The 18341-nt window shown below is 70.1% G+C and carries 18 protein-coding genes, 1 tRNA gene, 2 pseudogenes and 1 riboswitch; of the genes and pseudogenes, 4 read left to right on the forward strand and 17 right to left on the reverse strand.

Translation table 11 applies throughout. From position 1 onward, the window contains the following. Positions 1-49: 49 nt before the first annotated feature. Together ACDP63_RS12595 and ACDP63_RS12600 are read right to left on the reverse strand one after the other, a co-directional pair. Positions 50-742 carry a sirohydrochlorin chelatase gene (locus ACDP63_RS12595; RefSeq protein ID WP_024843549.1) on the reverse strand — a complete coding sequence of 231 codons (693 nt, stop codon included), beginning with the start codon at positions 740-742 and terminating at the stop codon, positions 50-52. Next, positions 735-1298, reverse strand: a complete 564-nt coding sequence (locus tag ACDP63_RS12600; protein ID WP_024843548.1) for a DUF4202 domain-containing protein — start codon at positions 1296-1298, stop codon at positions 735-737. Before ACDP63_RS12600 ends, ACDP63_RS12595 begins: the two co-directional genes overlap by 8 nt. A gap of 88 nt (positions 1299-1386) precedes the next feature. Between ACDP63_RS12600 and ACDP63_RS12605 the strand changes: the two genes are divergently transcribed. Next, on the forward strand, positions 1387-1896 hold the full coding sequence (locus ACDP63_RS12605; RefSeq protein ID WP_024843547.1) for an NnrU family protein: 510 nt from the start codon (positions 1387-1389) through the stop codon (positions 1894-1896). On the opposite strand, the pseudogene ACDP63_RS12610 reads toward ACDP63_RS12605, so the two are convergent. Continuing rightward, positions 1880-2263 (reverse strand): annotated as a pseudogene (locus ACDP63_RS12610) (NAD(P)/FAD-dependent oxidoreductase); the annotation flags it as partial. The gene ACDP63_RS12605 and the pseudogene ACDP63_RS12610 sit on opposite strands and share 17 nt — an antisense overlap. A 41-nt stretch (positions 2264-2304) precedes the next feature. Further along, a pseudogene (locus ACDP63_RS12615) lies at positions 2305-3027 on the reverse strand (NAD(P)/FAD-dependent oxidoreductase); the annotation flags it as partial. A 46-nt stretch (positions 3028-3073) separates the two neighbouring features. On the opposite strand from ACDP63_RS12615, the gene mnmD reads away from it, so the two are divergent. Further along, positions 3074-3730 (forward strand): tRNA (5-methylaminomethyl-2-thiouridine)(34)-methyltransferase MnmD, encoded by a 657-nt coding sequence (mnmD, locus tag ACDP63_RS12620; protein WP_024843545.1) that lies wholly within the window; start codon positions 3074-3076, stop codon positions 3728-3730. On the opposite strand, the gene ACDP63_RS12625 is transcribed toward mnmD, so the two are convergent. Continuing rightward, positions 3727-4443 carry a rhomboid family intramembrane serine protease gene (locus ACDP63_RS12625; RefSeq protein ID WP_024843544.1) on the reverse strand — a complete coding sequence of 239 codons (717 nt, stop codon included), beginning with the start codon at positions 4441-4443 and terminating at the stop codon, positions 3727-3729. The two genes, mnmD and ACDP63_RS12625, sit on opposite strands and share 4 nt — an antisense overlap. Positions 4444-4543: 100 nt before the next feature. On the opposite strand from ACDP63_RS12625, the gene ACDP63_RS12630 reads away from it, so the two are divergent. Then, positions 4544-5812 carry a 4-aminobutyrate--2-oxoglutarate transaminase gene (locus tag ACDP63_RS12630; protein ID WP_024843543.1) on the forward strand — a complete coding sequence of 423 codons (1269 nt, stop codon included), beginning with the start codon at positions 4544-4546 and terminating at the stop codon, positions 5810-5812. Between the two features lie 160 nt (positions 5813-5972). Here the strand turns inward: ACDP63_RS12630 and ACDP63_RS12635 are convergent, their stop codons facing one another. The 5 genes from ACDP63_RS12635 to ACDP63_RS12655 all read right to left on the reverse strand — a co-directional run bounded on the left by ACDP63_RS12635 (position 5973) and on the right by ACDP63_RS12655 (position 8822). Continuing rightward, positions 5973-6929, reverse strand: a complete 957-nt coding sequence (locus tag ACDP63_RS12635) for an acetyl-CoA carboxylase carboxyltransferase subunit alpha (RefSeq protein WP_024843542.1) — start codon at positions 6927-6929, stop codon at positions 5973-5975. 72 nt (positions 6930-7001) lie between these two features. Continuing rightward, the gene (locus ACDP63_RS12640; RefSeq protein ID WP_024843541.1) at positions 7002-7442 is read right to left on the reverse strand and encodes a molybdenum cofactor biosynthesis protein MoaE; all 441 of its coding nucleotides are present in this window, start codon (positions 7440-7442) and stop codon (positions 7002-7004) included. Between the two features lies 1 nt (position 7443). Next, on the reverse strand, positions 7444-7695 hold the full coding sequence (gene moaD, locus ACDP63_RS12645) for a molybdopterin converting factor subunit 1 (protein ID WP_024843540.1): 252 nt from the start codon (positions 7693-7695) through the stop codon (positions 7444-7446). Beyond that, positions 7685-8314 (reverse strand): CDP-diacylglycerol--glycerol-3-phosphate 3-phosphatidyltransferase, encoded by a 630-nt coding sequence (pgsA, locus tag ACDP63_RS12650; RefSeq protein WP_024843539.1) that lies wholly within the window; start codon positions 8312-8314, stop codon positions 7685-7687. Before pgsA ends, moaD begins: the two co-directional genes overlap by 11 nt. Positions 8315-8381: 67 nt before the next feature. Next, positions 8382-8822, reverse strand: coding sequence for a MerR family transcriptional regulator (locus ACDP63_RS12655; RefSeq protein WP_024843538.1), 441 nt, complete (start codon positions 8820-8822; stop codon positions 8382-8384). A 97-nt stretch (positions 8823-8919) separates the two neighbouring features. Here ACDP63_RS12655 and ACDP63_RS12660 point away from each other — a divergent pair, with 97 nt between their 5' ends. Beyond that, the gene (locus tag ACDP63_RS12660) at positions 8920-11100 is read left to right on the forward strand and encodes a heavy metal translocating P-type ATPase (protein ID WP_028710085.1); all 2181 of its coding nucleotides are present in this window, start codon (positions 8920-8922) and stop codon (positions 11098-11100) included. 494 nt (positions 11101-11594) lie between these two features. Here the strand turns inward: ACDP63_RS12660 and ACDP63_RS12665 are convergent. The 7 genes from ACDP63_RS12665 to ACDP63_RS12695 form a co-directional block, all read right to left on the reverse strand. After that, a tRNA-Ala gene (locus ACDP63_RS12665) sits at positions 11595-11670 on the reverse strand. Positions 11671-11777: 107 nt separating this feature from the next. Continuing rightward, positions 11778-14606 carry an aminomethyl-transferring glycine dehydrogenase gene (gene gcvP, locus ACDP63_RS12670; protein WP_024843536.1) on the reverse strand — a complete coding sequence of 943 codons (2829 nt, stop codon included), beginning with the start codon at positions 14604-14606 and terminating at the stop codon, positions 11778-11780. A gap of 153 nt (positions 14607-14759) precedes the next feature. Next, on the reverse strand, positions 14760-15116 hold the full coding sequence (gene gcvH / locus ACDP63_RS12675) for a glycine cleavage system protein GcvH (RefSeq protein ID WP_081750479.1): 357 nt from the start codon (positions 15114-15116) through the stop codon (positions 14760-14762). Positions 15117-15126: 10 nt separating this feature from the next. After that, the gene (gcvT, locus tag ACDP63_RS12680; RefSeq protein WP_024843534.1) at positions 15127-16239 is read right to left on the reverse strand and encodes a glycine cleavage system aminomethyltransferase GcvT; all 1113 of its coding nucleotides are present in this window, start codon (positions 16237-16239) and stop codon (positions 15127-15129) included. 132 nt (positions 16240-16371) lie between these two features. Then, positions 16372-16461: riboswitch (glycine riboswitch) on the reverse strand. A gap of 54 nt (positions 16462-16515) precedes the next feature. Then, positions 16516-17298 (reverse strand): SDR family oxidoreductase, encoded by a 783-nt coding sequence (locus ACDP63_RS12685; RefSeq protein WP_024843533.1) that lies wholly within the window; start codon positions 17296-17298, stop codon positions 16516-16518. A gap of 58 nt (positions 17299-17356) precedes the next feature. After that, positions 17357-17695 (reverse strand): hypothetical protein, encoded by a 339-nt coding sequence (locus ACDP63_RS12690; RefSeq protein ID WP_024843532.1) that lies wholly within the window; start codon positions 17693-17695, stop codon positions 17357-17359. Further along, positions 17692-18306, reverse strand: a complete 615-nt coding sequence (locus ACDP63_RS12695) for a hypothetical protein (RefSeq protein ID WP_024843531.1) — start codon at positions 18304-18306, stop codon at positions 17692-17694. Before ACDP63_RS12695 ends, ACDP63_RS12690 begins: the two co-directional genes overlap by 4 nt. Positions 18307-18341 lie beyond the last annotated feature (35 nt).

The raw sequence follows: 18341 nt of genomic DNA on the forward strand, positions 1-18341 counted from the left end.
GCGCCGTGCCGGTGGCGCGGTCGCAAGGGTATTTGGGGAACGAAGAAGATCAGGGCCGCTTGGACAGGGCGGCCTTGATGCTTTCGGCAATCATCGCCGGGACTTGCGGGGCAAGGCCCACCGGGGGCAGGACGAGGCCCTGGAAGCCGGCCTGGGAAAGCGCCGCGGGCAGGTCGTCGGTGACGTGCTCGGCCTGGGTGGCAAAGAGCGGCAGGCAGATCGCGCGTTCGGGCAGGTCGCGCGCGGCATCGGCGATGAAGGGGGCTTCCTCGATGAAGCCGCAGGTCGCGGCGGCGGCATACGGGGCGAGGCCGGCGGCGATCCGGCGCGCCGCCTCGGAGGGCGCGCGCGAGCGGCCGGAGCCGTGGGCGGCGACCAGCAGCCGGGTTCCAGCAAGGGGCCAGCCCTGCGTCTCGGCCGCCTGGGCGATCAGGGCGAGGCAAAGCGCAGGCAGGCCGGGGTCGCTGCCGAAGGGCGGCAGGATGCGAGCCTTGGGCGCGCCGGCCAGTGCCAGGCGGCGGGGCAATTCGCTGCGAGTGAACCAGCCCGTCGCCATGAACAGCGGATAGATCAGCGTTTCGTCATCGGCCCGATCCAGCGCGCCGGGCATGGCCAGCGTCGCGCCCCGGACGCAGGCCTGCGGCACCAGCGGCGCGACACGGGCGGCCAGCGCCTCGATGGCCCGTTGCTGCGGAGCGGGGTCGCCGGGCTGGCCATGGGCGACGATGAGGACGTTACGCACGGAAGGCGGCGGCAAAGGGCTCGGGGATGGCGAATGCCTCCAGCGCCCGGGCACGGGCCATGGCCGACATCTTGCGCGCGGTCTTTTCCACGATGCGCTGCAGCTCGTCCGGGTCGCGGCCTTCGGCGAAGGGCCCCATATACCAGCGGATGAAGGTGAAGCAGGCGACGTCTTCCAGCGCCTGCACCTCGCCGTCGCGCTTGATGCCCTGCTTGGTCAGCATCTTCTCGGCGGCAGCGATGTCCTCGTCGCCATAGCCGGCCTCGCGCATGATGCCGGCGATGCGGGCGGCGTGGCGGCGGCCCTGTTCGGTGCGCCAGGCCAGGTAGCCGGCGCGGTCCATCGGATAGGCGTCGCGCGGCAGTTTCCACCGTTCGACATGCTGGCCGCGGCAGGCAACGCGCAGGGGCTCGGAGGCGTCCGGGTAAAGCGCCTGCTGCTCGGCCGTCATGCGCTGGCCATAGAGCAGCGCCTCGGGCCGGCCCTCGGGGTCGAGATGCGGGTCGGCGGCATTGGCCTTGTCGATGGCGTCGAAAGCTTTCTGAAGGCGGGTCATGCGGTCCTCTTTTTGCGCCATCATGCCGCAGCGGCGCGCGGCGTCAACGCGGATTGCCGTCGCGCGGGCGCGAAGCTAGGCTTTCGGCATGGAATGGGGCGAATTCACCTTGGCGCTGGCGACCTTCCTGGGCTCGCATGTCATCCCTGCGCGGCTGCGCGGGCCGCTGGTCGCAAGCCTGGGCAAGCGCGGCTATATCGCCGGCTACAGCCTGCTGTCTCTGGCGCTGCTTTACTGGCTGATCCTGGCGGCGGGCCGGGCGCCCTTTGTCGAGATCTGGCCGCAGGAACCCTGGATGCGCTGGCTGGTCAACCTGGCCATGCCGGTCGCCGTGGCCATGGCGCTCGTGGGGGGCATGGCGGGGCTGATGGGCGGATTTGTTCTGTGGGGCGCGGCGCATCTGCTGGCCAATGGCGACCTGGCGCATGTCGTACTGTTCGGGCTCTTGCTGGCCTATGCGCTGTTCGGCCTGGCGATCAGCCTGCGGCAGGGCGTGGCGCTGCGCCTGACCTGGCCGCGCCTGGCCCTGGCGGCGCTGGCCTGGGCGGCGCTGCTGTATCTGCACCTGCCGGTGATCGGCGTCAGCCCCCTGCCCTGAGCTTGGGCCGGAAGCCGGGAGGAATGCGGTCGCGGCGCTCCAGCATCAGGTCGGCCAGCATCGCGGCGACGGCCGGCGCCATGGCCAGGCCGATCTTGAAGCCGCCATTGGCGACGTAATGGCCCGGTCGCCCCGGCCAGGGCCCGACCAGGGGCGCGCGCGACCCGGCGCGGGGCCGGATGCCGGCCCAGCGGTCGATCACCGGGGCATCCGCCAGCGCCGGGCACAGCGCGCGCGCCTTGTCGATCACCGCCTCGAGCTGTTCGTCCGTCCGCCGGTCCAGCACGTCGCGTTCGGTGGTCGAGCCGATCGCCACCGTTCCATCGGCATGGGGAATGACATGGATCCCGTCGGCAAAGACCTGCGGCTGGTCGCGCAGGTCCAGCNCTGTTCGTCCGTCCGCCGGTCCAGCACGTCGCGTTCGGTGGTCGAGCCGATCGCCACCGTTCCATCGGCATGGGGAATGACATGGATCCCGTCGGCAAAGACCTGCGGCTGGTCGCGCAGGTCCAGCGCCAGCAGCGCCGACTGCCCCTTGACGCCATTGCCGCCAAAGGGTGCCAGCCCCGCCGCCCCGGTGGCCCAGATCGCCGGAGCGTCCGGCGGCGCGGCCTGGCCCTCGACGATCTCGCCGCCCTGGGCACGGATCGCGGCGGCCAGCGCCGCCCCGGCACGGCGCGGGCTGATCCGTGCCGTCAGCCGGTCCACCAGCCACAGCCCCGAGGGCGAGACCGGGACCAGCGCCCCCTGCGGCCGGTCGGTCAGCTCCATCCCCGCCCATTCCGGCCAATAGGCGCGGGCGGCCTTGATCCGCTCGGCCATGCGCGCCTCGGCACCCTGGGCCACGGGCTGAATGCGGCCGGTGCGGGCATAGCCGGGATCGACGCCGCCCGCCGTTCCGACTTCGGCCCACCAATCCGCCGCCTCGATCAGCGCATCCAGCTGCACCTGCTTCTTGTCGTTCCAGTTCTCGGGCGCATGCGGGGCCAGCGCACCGACATGGCCGCCCGAGGCGCCGGCGCCGATCCGCGCCGCCTCGAACAAGCGCACCTTGCGGCCGCGCCGCACCAGTTCCCATGCGCAGGCCAGGCCGAAAATGCCGCCGCCCGCCACCGTGATTTCCCTTGCCATCCGGTCCCTTTCGCCGCATCTGCCCTGCAAGAAGGAGTTAGCGCGAATGCAGCCATCCGACCAGAGCAGCGCCGACCTGGACTGGCGCGAGGGCGCGGTCCCCGTCTCGCGCCGTTTCGACGATCCCTATTTCAGCCTGAACGGCGGGCTGGACGAGACGCGCCACGTCTTCCTGGCCGGCAACGACCTGCCCCAGCGGCTGCGCCCCGGCTTCCATGTCGCGGAACTGGGCTTCGGCACCGGGCTGAACCTGCTGGCGCTGGCGCAACTCGCCACGGTGCCGATCCGCTTTACCAGTTTCGAGGCCTTCCCGATGAGCGTGGGCGAACTGGTCCGCGCCCATGCCGCCTTTCCCGAACTGGCGCCGCTGGCGCGCCAGTTGCGCGACCATTGGCCGCAGCCGCGCTTTACCCTGGGCACCGTCGCGGTCGAGATCATCAAGGCCGATGCCCGCGAGGCGCTGCCCGGCTGGGACGGCCGCGCCGATGCCTGGTTCCTCGACGGCTTCTCGCCGGCCAAGAACCCCGAGCTTTGGGGCGAGGCGCTGATGGCCGAGGTGGCGGCCCATACCGCGCCGGGCGGCACATTCGCGACCTATACCGCGGCCGGCCATGTGCGCCGGGCGCTGGCGGCGGCGGGCTTTGCGGTCAGCCGCACCCCCGGATTCGCCGGCAAGCGCCACATGAGCCGCGGCCGGCTCTAGCGCCGCACCCGCGGGATGCGCGAGGGGGCATAGGTCGGGGCATGCGGCGGCCGGCCATGGGTGCGGCGCCAGAAGCCCGGCCCGCCCCGGCGCAGGAAGACCGGCACCGCCAGCACGATCCCGGCCAGGAAACCGGCGGCATGGGCGACATAGGCCACGCCGTCATCGACCACGGTGGCGCTCGACAAAAGCTGGATGCCGAACCAGGCCAGCAGCAACACCCAGGCCGGCATGGTAAAGCGGCGGATGATGACGATGATGATCGCGATCACGTCGACGCGGGCGCGCGGGAACATCAGCAGGTATCCCCCCATCACCCCGGCGATGGCCCCCGAGGCGCCGACCATGGGAATGTCGCCCATCGGATCGGCGGCGATCTGCCCCGCCGCCGCCGCCAGCCCGCAGGCAAGATAGAAGGCCAGAAAGCCGAAACGGCCCATCTGGTCCTCCAGATTGTCGCCAAACACCCACAGGAACAGCATGTTGCCGGCGATATGCATGATCCCGGCATGCAGGAACATATGCGTCACCAGCCCCCACAGCCACTCGCCTTGCGCGATGGCGGCGGGATAAAGCGCCAACCGGTACCACAGCCCGACCTGCCCGCCCGCCCAGGGCATGGTGATCAGGAACATCGCCACGTTGAGAAGGATCAGCGCATGGGTGACATAGGGCGTGCGCGCCGAGGGGTTATGGTCGCGGATCGGGAACATGCCCGCAGCCTGAAGCATCGCGGTGGTGCACGCAAGCGGCCCTGTTCGGATGGCCGGACCGCGTATAGCATCGGCTGCGAATCGCATCGAGGAGGGGCCGATGACCAGCCTGACCGACCGCAGGAACGCCGCCATCTCGCGCGGGGTGGGCATGACCACGCAAATCTATGCCGAGCGCGCCGAGAATGCCGAGATCTGGGACAAGGACGGCAACCGCTATATCGACTTCGCCGCCGGCATCGCCGTGGTCAATACCGGCCACCGCCACCCGCGGGTCGTCGAGGCGGTCAAGGCCCAGCTCGACCGCTTCACCCATACCTGCCACCAGGTCGTGCCCTATGAGAATTACGTCGCCCTGGCCGAGCGGCTGAACCGGCTCGTCCCCGGCGACGGCCCGAAAAAGACCGCCTTCTACACCACCGGCGCCGAGGCGGTCGAGAATGCGGTCAAGATCGCCCGCCACCATACCGGCCGCGCCGGGGTGGTGGCCTTCGCCGGCGGCTTCCACGGCCGCACCTTCCTGGGCATGTCGCTGACCGGCAAGGTCCAGCCCTACAAGGCCGGGTTCGGGCCGATGATGAACGACATCTGGCACCTGCCCTTCCCCAACCCGCTGCACGGCGTCACGGCCGAGGAGGCGCTGGCGGCGCTGGACCGGCTGTTCAAGGCCGATATCGACCCCTCGCGCGTCGCCGCGATCATCGTCGAGCCGGTGCAGGGCGAGGGCGGCTTCTACGAGGCGCCGGCGGGCTTCATCCAGCGCCTGCGGCAGATCTGCGACCAGTATTCGATCCTGCTGATCGCCGACGAGGTGCAGACCGGCTTCGCCCGCACCGGCAAGCTGTTCGCGATGGAACACCACGGCACCGCCGCCGACATCACCACCATGGCCAAGGGGCTGGGCGGCGGGCTGCCGATCAGCGCCGTCACCGGCCGCGCCGATGTCATGGACAGCCCCGCGCCGGGAGGCCTGGGCGGCACCTATGCCGGCAACCCGCTGGCCGTCGCCGCCGCCCATGCGGTGCTGGACGTGATCGAGGACGAGGGGCTCTGCGACCGCGCCACCCGGCTTGGCCAGCGGCTGAAGCAGCGCCTGGCCGGCATCGCCGAAACCGTGCCGGAAATCGTCGACATCCGCGGCCCCGGCTTCATGAACGCCGTCGAGTTCAACATCGCCGGCACCGACAGGCCCAGCCCGGATTTCGCCAACCGCGTCCGCGAAGAGGCGCTCGCCCGCAAGCTGATCCTGCTGACCTGCGGCGTGCATGGCAACGTGATCCGCTTCCTCGCACCGCTGACCATCCCCGACGCGGTCTTCGACGAGGCGCTGGACATTCTCGAGGACTCGATCCGCGCCGCCCGCGGCTGATCGCGCGCTTTCACCGTTTCGCAAATATCCCTGCGGCAGCGCCCCTGGGGAGCGTCGCTTGGGTGCTTGGAAAACGGAAACAGCCGCAAAACCGGGCCGGGCAGCGGCGCACGCCTTGTTTCCGTTTCTTAGATACCCGCGCGCGGGCGCGGCTGGGCGCTCAGCCCAAGGCCTTGGAGCCCATGGCCAGGAATTTCTGTCGCCGGTCCTTGACCAGTTCGGCGGGCTTCCTGCCGGCCAGTTCGCCCAGCATGACGGCGATCGCCTCGCCCACCGCCGCAATGGTCTCGGCCGGGGCACGCTGCGCGCCGCCCACCGGCTCGGCGATGATCCGGTCGATCACCTCCAGCTTCTTCAGATCCTGCGCCGTCAGCTTCAGCGCATGCGCCGCCTCGCGCATCTTCTCGGCATCCTTCCACAGGATCGAGGCGCAGCCCTCGGGCGAGATCACCGAATAGATCGAATGCTCCAGCATGGCGATGCGGTTCGCCGTGGCAAAGGCCACCGCCCCGCCCGAGCCGCCCTCGCCGATGATGACCGAGACCAGCGGCACGCCGATCTGCAGGCATTTCTCGGTCGCTCGGGCGATGGCCTCGCTTTGCCCGCGTTCCTCGGCACCCTTGCCGGGATAGGCGCCGGGCGTGTCGACCAGGGTGATCACCGGCAGGCGGAAGCGGTCGGCCATGTCCATCAGCCGGATCGCCTTGCGATAGCCCTCGGGCCGGGCCATGCCGAAATTGTGAAAGATGCGCGACTTGGTGTCATTGCCCTTTTCATGGCCGATGACCACGCAGGGCTGGTCCTTGAACCGCGCGAGCCCGCCCATGACCGCGTGATCCTCGCCAAAGGCGCGGTCGCCGGCCAAGGGCGTGTATTCGGTGAAAAGCGCGTCGATGTAATCGCGGCAATGCGGCCGCTCCGGGTGACGGGCGACCTGCGTCTTGCGCCAGGGATCGAGCTGCTTGTAGAGGTCGCGCAGCATCTCCTCGGCCTTGCGGTCCAGCGCCGCCGCCTCCTTCTCCAGATCGACGCCTTCGCCCTTTCGGGCCAGTGCCCGCAGTTCCTCGGCCTTGCCCTCAAGATCGGCAAGGGGCTTTTCGAACTCCAGGTAAGTCATGCAGGGCTCCGCGCTGTCATCCGGTCGTCTGGTCCGCGCCCTATATGATCGCCGCGGGACGGGATTGCAACGTCAGCCTTGCCACCGCGACAGCGCGTCCTCGTCCTCGGCACGGGCCTCGACCCAGGCGCCGGGGCCGTCGGGGCCGATCTCGCGCTTCCAGAAGGGGGCGCGGGATTTCAGCCAGTCCATCAGGTATTCCGCCGCCTGGAAGGCCGCAACGCGGTGGCGGGCGGCGGTGGCGACCATCATGATCGGCTCGCCCGCCGCCAGCCGGCCATGGCGGTGCAGGATGCGCCAGTCGTCCAGCGCAAAGCGCCGCGCCGCCTCCTCGCCATAGGCTTGCAGCGCCTTCTCGGTCATGCCGGGGTAATGCTCGATCTCCAGCGCCACCAGCCGGCCGCCCTCGTCGCGCACCAGGCCGGTGAAGGTGACGACCGCGCCGGACCCCGCGCCGAAACCCGCCAGTTCGGCGCCCAGGTCGAAAGGCGCGCTCTGGACCCGGGCCGACATCTCAGCCCCCGGTCATCGGCGGGAAGAAGGCAACCTCGCGCGCCCCCGCCAGCGGCGCGTCCAGGTCGGCCAGTTCCTGGTCGACGGCCACGCGCACCGCCGACAGGTCGGCCAGCGCCGCCGCGTGCCATTCGTCCATGGCGGCAAGCTCGGCAACCAGCTCGCGCACGGTCGCGGCCCCGGTCTCGATCCGCTCGCGCGGCTGGCCGATGCGTTCGCGCAGCCAGGCGAAATACAGCACGTCAAGCGCCATGGTCATCCCTCAGGAAGGGCCGGGCCTTGGCGAAATAGTCCCAGCCGGTGATCGCGGTCAGCACCGCGGCGATCCAGATCAGCGCCAGCCCGGCCTGCGTTGCCAGGTCCGACCAGCTGTCGGACCAGGGCAGGCTGGTCTCGCCCACCAGCGGCGGGTGGCCGGTTTCATAATAGTTCAGCCCGGTGCCCAGGAAAAGCACGGCGATGGCCACCATCTGCGCCGTGGTCTTCCACTTGGCAAGCTTCGTGACCTTCAGCAACCGGGCCTTGTCGCCCAGGAATTCGCGCAGGCCCGAAACGAAGACCTCGCGGAACAGGATCACCGTCGCGGGCAGGATCAGCCAGGGGTTCATGCCGGAATAGCCGGTGATCACCACCACGGCGATGATGACCATGGCCTTGTCGGCGATCGGGTCCATGGCGGCGCCGAAGCGGCTTTCCTGGCCCCAGGCGCGGGCCAGGTAGCCGTCGAACCAATCGGTCACGGCCGCGACCAGGAACAGCGCCAGCGCCGCGAAATCGGCGAATGGCCGGCTGAGGAAGAAGAACATCAGCGGAACCAGCGGCGCGGCCGCAAGTCGCAGAACGGTCAGGATATTGGGCAAGGTCCAGCGCATGGGGGCAATCTAGGCTTTCGGCGCGGCGGGGGGAAGAGGCCCCGAGGCCATCGGCCGCATCCCCGCGTCACGCCGGATGCCCCTGCCCCCCTGCGCCATGGTCATGGGCGCAGAGCGCATGGTTGCCCAGGACCTCGATCACCCGGCAATCGGCGATGGTGCCGCAGGCGCAATGCGCCAGCATGCGCTGCAATTCGTCGCGCAGCGCGCCCAGCCGGGCGATCCTGGCCTCGACCGCCGCCAGCTGGCGCCGGGCGATCTGGTCGGCGGCGGTGCAGGGCTGGCCGGGATGGTCCGACAGGCTCAGCAGTTCGCGGATCGCCTCCAGCGGAAAGCCCAGGTCGCGGGCATGGCGGATGAAGGCCAGCCGCTCTTGCGCCTTGGGCGTGTAAAGCCGCTGGTTGCCCGCCGTGCGCTCGGGCGGGGGCAAAAGGCCGATCTGCTCGTAATAGCGGATCGTGGGCACCTTGACGCCGGTGGCCTTGGCCAGCTTGCCGATGGCGATCATGAAAAAACCCCCTTGAAGCTATAGTCGCTAGAGGAATTAGGGTTCCGAATCATCGAAAGGCAATACCCCGCGCAGCGGCGCGGGCAGAAGAAGGATGATGGGTATGGAACAGGCACAGCGGCGCGAATGGACGGTGACGGGCATGGATTGCGCCTCGTGCAGCGCCAAGGTCATGCGCGCGGTCGAGCGGCTGCCCGGCGTCAGCGAGGTCAGCGTCGCCCTGATGGCCGAGCGGCTGGCGCTGACCCTGACGCCCGGTACCACAGCCGAAGCCGAGATCGAGGGGGTGGTGCGCAAGCTGGGCTACAACATCGCGCCCAAGGGGCCAGGGGCACCCGGCCCGGCGCTGCCGGATGCGCCCGCCGCGGCATCGCACCCCGGCGTCCCCGTCCGCCCGGATCGCGGCGAAAGCTGGCACCGGACCGGCAAGGGCCGGCTGGTGATCCTGACCGGCCTGCTGCTGGCGGTCGCCTGGGGCCTTGAACTGCTGGCCCCGGCGGCGGCCGGCCAATGGGCTTTCCTGGCCGCCTGCCTGATCGGCGTTGCCCCGGTGACGCGCCGCGCCCTTGCCGCGTTGCGCATGGGCCAGCCCTTCACCATCGAGGCGCTGATGACCATCGCGGCCCTTGGCGCGCTGGTGATCGGCGCGGCACAGGAAGCCGCGCTGGTGGTGTTCCTGTTCGCCCTGGGCGAGCTGCTGGAGGGCGTCGCCGCCGGCAAGGCGCGCGACGGCATCCGGGCGCTGGCCGACCTGGTGCCGCGAACCGCGCTGCTGGAAATCGACGGCGGCGGCACCCGCGAAATTCCCGCCGACCGGCTGGCGATCGGCCAGGTCGTTCTGGTCCGGCCTGGCGACCGCATCCCCGCCGATGGCGAGATCGTCGCCGGCATCAGCGGCCTGGACGAAAGCCCCGTGACCGGCGAAAGCCTGCCCCGCAGCCGCGGGCCGGGCGAGCCGGTCCTTGCCGGCTCGATCAATACCGAGGCGGCGCTGCGCATCCGCGTCACCCGCGCGCCCTCGGACAACACCATCGCCCGCATCATCCGCCTGGTCGAGCAGGCCGAGGAATCCCGCGCCCCGACCGAGCGGTTCATCGACCGCTTCAGCCGCTGGTACATGCCCGCCGTGGTGGCGGCCGCCGCGCTGGCCATGCTGGTCCCGCCGCTGGGCTTCGGCGCCGATTGGGACACCTGGATCTATCGCGGGCTGGCGCTGCTGCTGATCGGCTGCCCCTGCGCGCTGGTGATCTCGGTCCCGGCCTCGATCGCCTCGGCGCTGTCCTCGGGCGCGCGGCGCGGCCTGCTGATGAAGGGCGGCGCGGTGATCGAGGCGGCGGCCCATGTCCGGCACCTGGCCTTTGACAAGACCGGCACGCTGACCCTGGGCCGGCCGGCGGTGGTGCGCATCCTGCCCGCCCCCGGCGTGACCGAGGCCGCGCTGCTGGCCGCCGCCGCCGGGGTCGAAGCCGGCTCCAGCCACCCGCTGGCCCAGGCCATCCTGCGCCGGGCGGCCGAGGCGGGGATCGCGCCGCTGCCTGCCCATGCCGCCCGCGCCCTGCCCGGCCAGGGGGTCGAGGCCATGCTGGGCCAGACCCGCGCCTGGGTCGCCGCGCCCCGGCATGCCGCGGCGATGGGCGGGCTGCGTGACGCGTCCGAAGCCGAAGGGATGGAGGCCCAGGGCATGACCGTGGTGGCCGTCTTCGACCAGCACCGGCCGCTGGGCCTGATCGCCCTGCGCGACGAGCCGCGCCCCGATGCCGCCGAGGCGCTGCGGCAGCTGAAGGCCATGGGGATCGAGGCGACCATGCTGACCGGCGACAATCCCCGCACCGCCCAGGCCATCGCCGGCGCGCTGGGGCTCGGCTTCCGGGCCGGGATGCTGCCCGCCGACAAGCTGGAAGCGATCCGCGACATGGCCGCGCAGGGGGGCGTGATGATGATCGGCGACGGCATCAACGACGCCCCGGCCCTGAAGCAGGCCAGCGTCGGCGTCGCCATGGGCTCGGGCACCGACGTGGCGCTGGAGACGGCGGATGCTGCGATCCTGCGCGACCGGGTGACGGATGTGCCGGCGCTGATCCGTCTGGCGCGGACCACGATGGCCAATATCCGCCAGAACATCGCCATCGCGCTGGGGCTGAAGGCGGTGTTTCTGGTCACATCGGTCCTGGGCATCACCGGGCTGTGGATCGCGATCCTGGCCGATACCGGCGCGACGGTGCTGGTGACGCTGAACGCGCTGCGCCTGCTGGGCCACGATCCCGGCAAGGCGGGCTGAGGCCGACGCGCCGGAGGGGCGGGCCGCTTGGCGATCCGCCCGAGGGCCAAGCGCCGTGCCGCCAGCCCGGATATCCGGGCCGCAGCGGAGTTCGATTGCTAGGGCGGTTGCACAAAGGGGGCGCCCGTTCTCCCCGGACTGTCAAGCCGGACGATTGCCGTATCTTCGTTCGACGCGTCATGGGCACCCGAAGCCGGACGGCAATGCGATGGCCCGCTTGGCGCCGCCAAAGGCGGCGGGCCGCGCGCCGGGCGGCCTAGCCGATCCGGCGCTGAACTGATGCCCGCCGCTTCGGCGTCCAGAGCGGGCAAGAAGGCTTCTAGACGCGCCACGAATCTGACATCTCGATCCGGCTCGCTTCCGGGCTACACGGGTCGTTGAACACCCAGCGAAATCCAGCGGCATCTTTTTTCCGGCTGTCGAGGCCAGCCTGGGGTGACGCGCGGCGGCATCCGCCCAAGCGGCTGATATTTCATCGAAATGTGCGAGAGAATTGGTGGAGCCGAGGGGAATCGAACCCCTGGCCTCATCATTGCGAACGATGCGCTCTACCAACTGAGCTACGGCCCCATCGGCGTGCTATCTCGCCCAAGCGCCGGGGCTTGTCAAGGCCGCTTTCGCGGCTTTTCGCAAGCCCCCGCAAAGACCCCCGCCCGAACGGGGCGGGGGCAGGTGCATCACTCGGCCGCCTCGGCATAATCCGCAACCGGCGGGCAGGTGCATACCAGGTTGCGATCGCCATAGGCATTGTCCACCCGCCCGACCGGAGGCCAGTATTTGTCCACCCGGAAGGCGCCCGGCGGGAAGCAGCCCTGCTCGCGCGAATAGGCGCGGTCCCAGTCGGCGACCAGATCCTCGACCGTATGCGGCGCGTGGCGCAGCGGGCTAGCCTCGGCGCCGATCCGGCCCTCGGCGATCTCGGTGATCTCGTCGCGGATGGCCAGGAAGGCGGTGATCAGACGGTCGATCTCGGCCTTGGTCTCCGATTCGGTCGGCTCGACCATCAGCGTGCCGGCGACCGGCCAGCTCATCGTCGGCGCGTGGAAACCGTTGTCGATCAGCCGCTTGGCGATGTCGTCCACGGTCACGCCATGCTCTTGGAAAGGCCGCATGTCCAGGATGCATTCATGCGCCACCCGGCCGCGATTGCCCATGAACAGCACCGGATAGGCGCCGGCCAGGCGGCTGGCGACATAGTTCGCGTTCAGGATCGCGACCCGCGTCGCCTGGGTCAGCCCCGCGCCGCCCATCATCAGGATATAGGCCCAGGAGATCAGCAGGATCGAGGCCGAGCCCCAGGGCGCCGCCGAGACCGCGCCCGACCCCGTCCGCGGGTCGGCGGGCAGGAAGGGCGCCAGATGCGCCTTGACCCCGATCGGCCCCATGCCGGGACCGCCGCCGCCATGCGGGATGGCAAAGGTCTTGTGCAGGTTCAGGTGGCTGACATCGCCGCCGATCTCTCCGGGCTTCACCAGGCCGACCAGCGCATTCATGTTGGCGCCGTCGATATAGACTTGGCCGCCATGCTCATGGGTGATGCGGCAGACCTCGCGCAGGGTGTCCTCGAAGACGCCATGGGTCGAGGGATAGGTGATCATCACCGCCGCCAGCCGGTCGCCGGCCTTCGCGGCCTTGTCGGCGAAATCCTCCAGGTCGATATCGCCGTTCGGGGCCGATTTCACCACCACGACCTTCATCCCCGCCATCTGCGCGCTGGCCGGGTTGGTGCCATGCGCGGAAACCGGGATCAGGCAGATATCGCGATCCTCGCCGCGCGCCTTGTGATAGGCGGCGATGGTCAGCAGGCCGGCATATTCCCCCTGCGCGCCGCTGTTCGGCTGCAGCGAGAACGCGTCATAGCCGGTGATCTGGCACAGCTTCTCGGTCAGGTCGGCAAAGACCTCGTGATAGCCGGCGGCCTGGTCCTCGGGCGCAAAGGGATGCAGCGCACCGAACTCGGGCCAGGTGATCGGCATCATCTCGGCCGCCGCGTTCAGCTTCATCGTGCAGCTGCCCAGCGGGATCATCGCCCGGTCCAGCGCCAGGTCGCGGTCCGACAGGCGGCGCATATAGCGCATCATCTCGGATTCCGCCCGGTTCATGTGAAAGACCGGATGGGTCAGGTAGTCACTTTCGCGGATCAGCGCCTCGGGGATCGCCGGCGCCTGGGCCGGCGCGGCCGGATCGCTGATGCCGAACGCGTCCAGCACCCGGGCGATCACATCCGCATCCGTGGTCTCGTCGACCGAGATGCCGACCCGGTCGCGCCCGACCCTGCGCAGGTTGATGCCGCGATGCCGGGCGGCGGCCAGGATCCCCGCCTGCCCCACGCCCACCCGCACGGTGATGGTGTCGAAGAATGCCTCGGGCTGGACCTCGGCCCCGGCGGCGCGCAGGGCATCGGCCAGCGTCACCGCGTTCAGATGCACCCGCTGGGCAATGGCGCGCAGGCCCACCGGGCCGTGGAACACGGCGTAGAAGCTGGCCATCACCGCCAGCAGCGCCTGGGCGGTGCAGACATTCGAGGTCGCCTTCTCGCGCCGGATATGCTGCTCGCGGGTCTGCAGCGACAGGCGATAGGCACGGTTGCCCTTGGCATCGATGGACACGCCGACGATGCGGCCGGGCATGGCGCGCTTCATCTCGTCGCGGCAGGCCATGAAGCCGGCATGCGGCCCGCCATAACCCATCGGCACGCCGAACCGCTGGGCCGAGCCCACGGCGATGTCCGCTCCCATCGCCCCCGGCTCCTTCAGCACGCAAAGCGCCAAAAGGTCGGTGGCCATGATCGCCACCGCGCCCGCCGCATGCAGCGCGGCGATCTCGGCGGTATAGTCCCGGACCTCGCCGAAGGTGCCCGGATACTGGAAGATGGCGCCGAAGACCTGCGAGGGGTCGCAGCTGCTACCGCGGATGATCTCGATGCCCAGGGGCGCGGCGCGGGTCTCGATCACGGCGACGGTCTGCGGATGCAGGTTCTCGCTGACGAAGAAGGCGCGGGCCTTGGACTTCGCCGCACGCTGCGCCATGGCCATGGCCTCGGCAGCGGCGGTCGCCTCGTCCAGCAGGCTGGCATTGGCCACCGGCAGCCCAGTCAGGTCCGCGACCATGGTCTGGAAGTTCAGCAGCGCCTCCAGCCGGCCCTGGGCGATCTCGGGCTGGTAGGGGGTATAGGCGGTATACCAGGCCGGGTTCTCCAGGATATTGCGCTGAATCGCCGGCGGGGTCACGGTGCCGTAATAGCCCTGCCCGATCAGGCTGGTCATCACCTTGTTCTTCGCCGCCACCTCGCGCATGCGCTGAAGCAGCGCCGCCTCGGACAGCGCCGGCCAGTCCAGGGCCTCGGCCTGCCGGATGCTCGCCGGCACGGTCTGGCCGATCAGCTCCTCCAGCGTCTCGGCGCCCACGACCTTCAGCATCGCCGCCATCTCGGCCGGAGAAGGCCCGATGTGACGGCGATTGGCGAAATCGTCGGGATTATAGTCGGTCGGGGTCCATTTACCCATCACTGGCCTCGATGCGTCAGAATGTTCACAAGCATTGCCTTCGGGATCGCACGGGCCGGGAACGCCCCGCCTTTCTCCGTTTTCCAAATACCCTCGGGGGGTCCGGGGGGCGAAGCGCCCCCGGCTTCCGCCGGGCCGCAAGGCCCGGCAGCTTCAGCCGATCAGCGCCTGGTAGCCCGCCTCGTCCAGGAAGCCGGACAGGTCGACCGAGGCCGGCTTGATGCGAAAGAACCAGGCCGCCATCGGATCCTCGTTCACCGCGCCGGGCGCATCGGGCAGCGCCTCGTTGACGGCGGTGATGACGCCGGCGACCGGGGCCACGATGTCCGAGGCCGCCTTGACCGATTCGATCACCACGATCTCCTCGCCCGCCTCGACCTCGCGGCCGACCTCGGGCAATTCGACGAAGACGACGTCGCCCAGCTGCTCGCTGGCATGCGCCGTGATGCCGACGACGATCTCGTCGCCGTCCTGTTTCAGCCATTCGTGGTCTTCGGTGTATTTCAGCATGCCTGGCCTCTCAGCGCCTGTAGCTTGGTTGATGGAAAGGAAGCGGAGTAATCGTCACCGGAATGCGCTTGCCGCGCAACTCGGCCCAAAGGGTCGCGCCGGGGACAAGCCCGGCGGGCAGGATCGCCATGGCGATCGGCCCGCCGACCGAGGGGCCGAAACCGCCCGAGCAGACCGTGCCGACCGCCGCGCCGCCCTCGGCCACGTCGAAGATCTCGACCCCCTCGCGGATGGGCGCACGACCCTCGGGGCGCAGGCCCATGCGGCCGCGGGCGGGGCCTTCGGCCAGTTCCGCCAGCACGGAATCCGCGCCGGGAAAGCCGCCCGCACGCGCGCCGCCGGCGCGCCGCACCTTGGGAATCGACCAGCCCAGACCCGCCTCGCCCGGCAGGGTTGAGCCGTCCATGTCATGGCCGTAAAGCGGCATCCCGGCCTCCAGCCGCAGGCTGTCGCGGGCGCCCAGCCCGATGGGCGCCACCTCGGGCTCGGCCAGCAGCGCCTCGGCGAAGGCGACCGTGCGATCCCCGGGCACGGAAATCTCGAACCCGTCCTCGCCGGTATAGCCCGAACGGCTGACCCAGAGCGTGGCGCCATGCCAGTCGAACTCGGCCACGTCCATGAAGCGCATCGCCGCCACGCCGGGCACCAGCCGCGCCAGCACCGCCTCGGCCTCGGGCCCCTGCAGCGCCAGCAGCCCGCGATCCGTCACCGGCTCGACCGAGATGCCGGCGGCTTCCAGCCGGCGCAGATGGGCGATGTCCTGCTCGGCGCAAGCGGCGTTCACCACCAGCAACAGGTGGTCGCCCTTGTTGGCGATCATCAGGTCGTCGAGGATGCCGCCCGAGTCATTGGTGAACAGGCCGTAACGCTGCCGGCCCTCGGCCAGCCCGGTGATATCGGCGGGCACCAGCGTCTCCAGCGCCTCGGCCACGCCGGGGCCGCGCAGGATCACCTGGCCCATGTGGCTGACGTCGAACAGGCCGGCATGGGCGCGGGTATGCAGGTGCTCGTTCAGCACGCCCATCGGATATTGCACCGGCATTTCCCAGCCGGCAAAGGGCACCATCTTCGCGCCGCGCGAAAGGTGCAGGTCGTATAGCATCGTGCGCCGAAGCTCGGCCATGGGCATCCCCTGTCTTGCGGACGGACCGATCCCGCCCGGTTAGATGCCCCCTCTGTCCCTACCCCGAAACGGGGGCGCCTGAGATCGTTATCCCTTCGGCGGGCGGCATCTGCCGCCTCTCTCCAGAGCGTACATTGGAAAACGGTCCCTTTGCCTGAGAGATTCCCGGGGCGGTTGCTCCTTCGGCCCTGGCATTTCGCCAATGTCTCCCGATTTCCGACCTTCGTCGTATCCGGGCGGCAGGATTCTGGCAAGAGCCTTCTGTCGCCCGGTTTTTCAGACCGTGACGTTCAGCGCGCCCCCGTCCAGCAGGATGTTCTGCCCGACCATGAACCGCGCCTGCTGGCTGCACAGGAAGGCGCAGGCGGCGCCGAAATCCTCGGGCCGGCCATAGCTGCGGGTCGGAATTGTCGCCTCGCGCCGGCGCCGGGCCTCGTCCAGGTCGATGCCCTCGGCCCTGGCCACGCCCGAATCGAGGCTCACGGCGCGGTCGGTGGCATGGATGCCCGGCAGCAGGTTGTTCACCACCACGCCATGCGGCGCCACCTGCCGCGACATGCCGGCAACAAAGCCGGTCAGCCCGGCGCGGGCGGTGTTCGACAGGCCCAGCACCGCGATGGGCGAGCGCACCGATTGCGAGGTGATATTGACCACCCGGCCCCAGCCGCGCTCCATCATGCCGGGCACCAGCGCCTGCATCAGCGCGATGGCGGTCAGCATGTTGGCGTCGATGGCCTTGATGAAATCATCGCGCGACCAGTCGGTCCAGCTGCCGGGCGGCGGGCCGCCGGCATTGTTGACCAGGATGTCGGCCTGCCCGCCCAGGGCCTCCAGCACGGCGGCGCGGCCCGCCTCGGTGGTGATGTCGGCGGCGACCGGCGTGACCGAAACGCCGTGCCGCGCCGCGATCTCCTGCGCGGCGGCCTCCAGCGTCTCGGCGCCGCGGGCGTTGACGACCAGATCGACCCCGGCCTCGGCCAGGGCCTCGGCGCAGGCCCGGCCCAGCCCCTTCGACGCGGCGCAGACAAGGCCCCGCTTGCCCCTGATCCCCAGATCCATGGCTTCCCTCCTGTTCAGCTTGCCGCCAAGGAAGCGCGGGGCGCGCGGATTGTCCAGTTCAGAAGCAGAGGATCTCGGCCTCGGCCTCGGCGCGGCGGAAATTGGCAACGATGTCGTTGACGGCAATGCCCTGGCGAAAGATGCCGGCGCGCTCGCCCGGCGTCTGGCGCATGGCCAGCACCGTCTCGGCCTTGACGTAGTCTTCATAGGGCAGGATCTCGGCGATCTGGTCGATGGCGCAGCTGCATCGCTCCAGCATCTCGCGGGTCTGGCCGTTCGTCGCCATGCAGACGAAGACATAATCGGCCCGCGCATTGGTCGGATAGTCGTTTATCGCCTGCGCCCCGGCCATGCCGGCCGAAAGCGTCAGGGCTGCCGTCAGGGTTGCCCGCATCATTTCAACACCATCTCGCTGTGATAGGCCGGCCGTCCGCCGGCCAGCGGGCCGGTCCCGGCCTGCATGCGCCGGATCGGCCGCTTCGGATCGCCCAGGGTAAAGCGCAGCTCCAGCGTGTCGAAGCCGGCCATGCGCCCGCGGTTCTCGTCCTGTGCGAAAGGCGCGAAGACGGCGACGGTCGCCCCGCCCTCGCGCCGGACCTCGCCGCCGCGGAACAGCGCGTCCTTCAGCCGGTTGCGGATATAGAACGGGCTGCCGCCGGTCAGCGCCGCCATGTCCCGCGCGGTGGTTTCCAGAAAGAAGATCAGCGCCGGATCGCCGCCCGAGACCGGGAAGGGGCCGATCCTGCGGGTGATGCGCGCCGTCTGCTCGGTCAGTTCCAGCGCCGGCTGGCCGTCCGCGGCGTCGGGGACGGCGGCCAGTGTCACGGTGCCCGCGCCCGCGGGCGCAAAGCCCTCGGCCTCGGGCCCGGTCTGGCGCAGCGTCCAGACCAGCGGTCCCTGCGACAGATCCCAGGGGCCGCGCTCGGCAAAGACCAGGTCGCCCGCCTCGCCCGCCGCAAGCGGGCCGGCCAGCAATCCGATCAGCGCCAGGGCTTGCAAGACTTTCATCCCGGTCCTTTCCTCCCTGTCTGCGACCCTGCCCC

Origin of the sequence: Paracoccus sp. P2 (assembly GCF_046335115.1) — a bacterium.
GTDB lineage: Bacteria > Pseudomonadota > Alphaproteobacteria > Rhodobacterales > Rhodobacteraceae > Paracoccus > Paracoccus pantotrophus.

Coding starts and splice junctions, on each gene's coding strand:
- ACDP63_RS12600 (WP_024843548.1), bottom strand. CDS start 1,298: ATGACCCGCCTTCAGAAAGCTTTCGACGCCATCGACAAGGCCAATGCC.
- ACDP63_RS12605 (WP_024843547.1), top strand. CDS start 1,387: ATGGAATGGGGCGAATTCACCTTGGCGCTGGCGACCTTCCTGGGCTCG.
- mnmD (WP_024843545.1), top strand. CDS start 3,074: ATGCAGCCATCCGACCAGAGCAGCGCCGACCTGGACTGGCGCGAGGGC.
- ACDP63_RS12625 (WP_024843544.1), bottom strand. CDS start 4,443: ATGTTCCCGATCCGCGACCATAACCCCTCGGCGCGCACGCCCTATGTC.
- ACDP63_RS12630 (WP_024843543.1), top strand. CDS start 4,544: ATGACCAGCCTGACCGACCGCAGGAACGCCGCCATCTCGCGCGGGGTG.
- ACDP63_RS12635 (WP_024843542.1), bottom strand. CDS start 6,929: ATGACTTACCTGGAGTTCGAAAAGCCCCTTGCCGATCTTGAGGGCAAG.
- ACDP63_RS12640 (WP_024843541.1), bottom strand. CDS start 7,442: ATGTCGGCCCGGGTCCAGAGCGCGCCTTTCGACCTGGGCGCCGAACTG.
- moaD (WP_024843540.1), bottom strand. CDS start 7,695: ATGGCGCTTGACGTGCTGTATTTCGCCTGGCTGCGCGAACGCATCGGC.
- pgsA (WP_024843539.1), bottom strand. CDS start 8,314: ATGCGCTGGACCTTGCCCAATATCCTGACCGTTCTGCGACTTGCGGCC.
- ACDP63_RS12655 (WP_024843538.1), bottom strand. CDS start 8,822: ATGATCGCCATCGGCAAGCTGGCCAAGGCCACCGGCGTCAAGGTGCCC.
- ACDP63_RS12660 (WP_028710085.1), top strand. CDS start 8,920: ATGGGTATGGAACAGGCACAGCGGCGCGAATGGACGGTGACGGGCATG.
- gcvP (WP_024843536.1), bottom strand. CDS start 14,606: ATGGGTAAATGGACCCCGACCGACTATAATCCCGACGATTTCGCCAAT.
- gcvH (WP_081750479.1), bottom strand. CDS start 15,116: ATGCTGAAATACACCGAAGACCACGAATGGCTGAAACAGGACGGCGAC.
- gcvT (WP_024843534.1), bottom strand. CDS start 16,239: ATGGCCGAGCTTCGGCGCACGATGCTATACGACCTGCACCTTTCGCGC.
- ACDP63_RS12685 (WP_024843533.1), bottom strand. CDS start 17,298: ATGGATCTGGGGATCAGGGGCAAGCGGGGCCTTGTCTGCGCCGCGTCG.
- ACDP63_RS12690 (WP_024843532.1), bottom strand. CDS start 17,695: ATGATGCGGGCAACCCTGACGGCAGCCCTGACGCTTTCGGCCGGCATG.
- ACDP63_RS12695 (WP_024843531.1), bottom strand. CDS start 18,306: ATGAAAGTCTTGCAAGCCCTGGCGCTGATCGGATTGCTGGCCGGCCCG.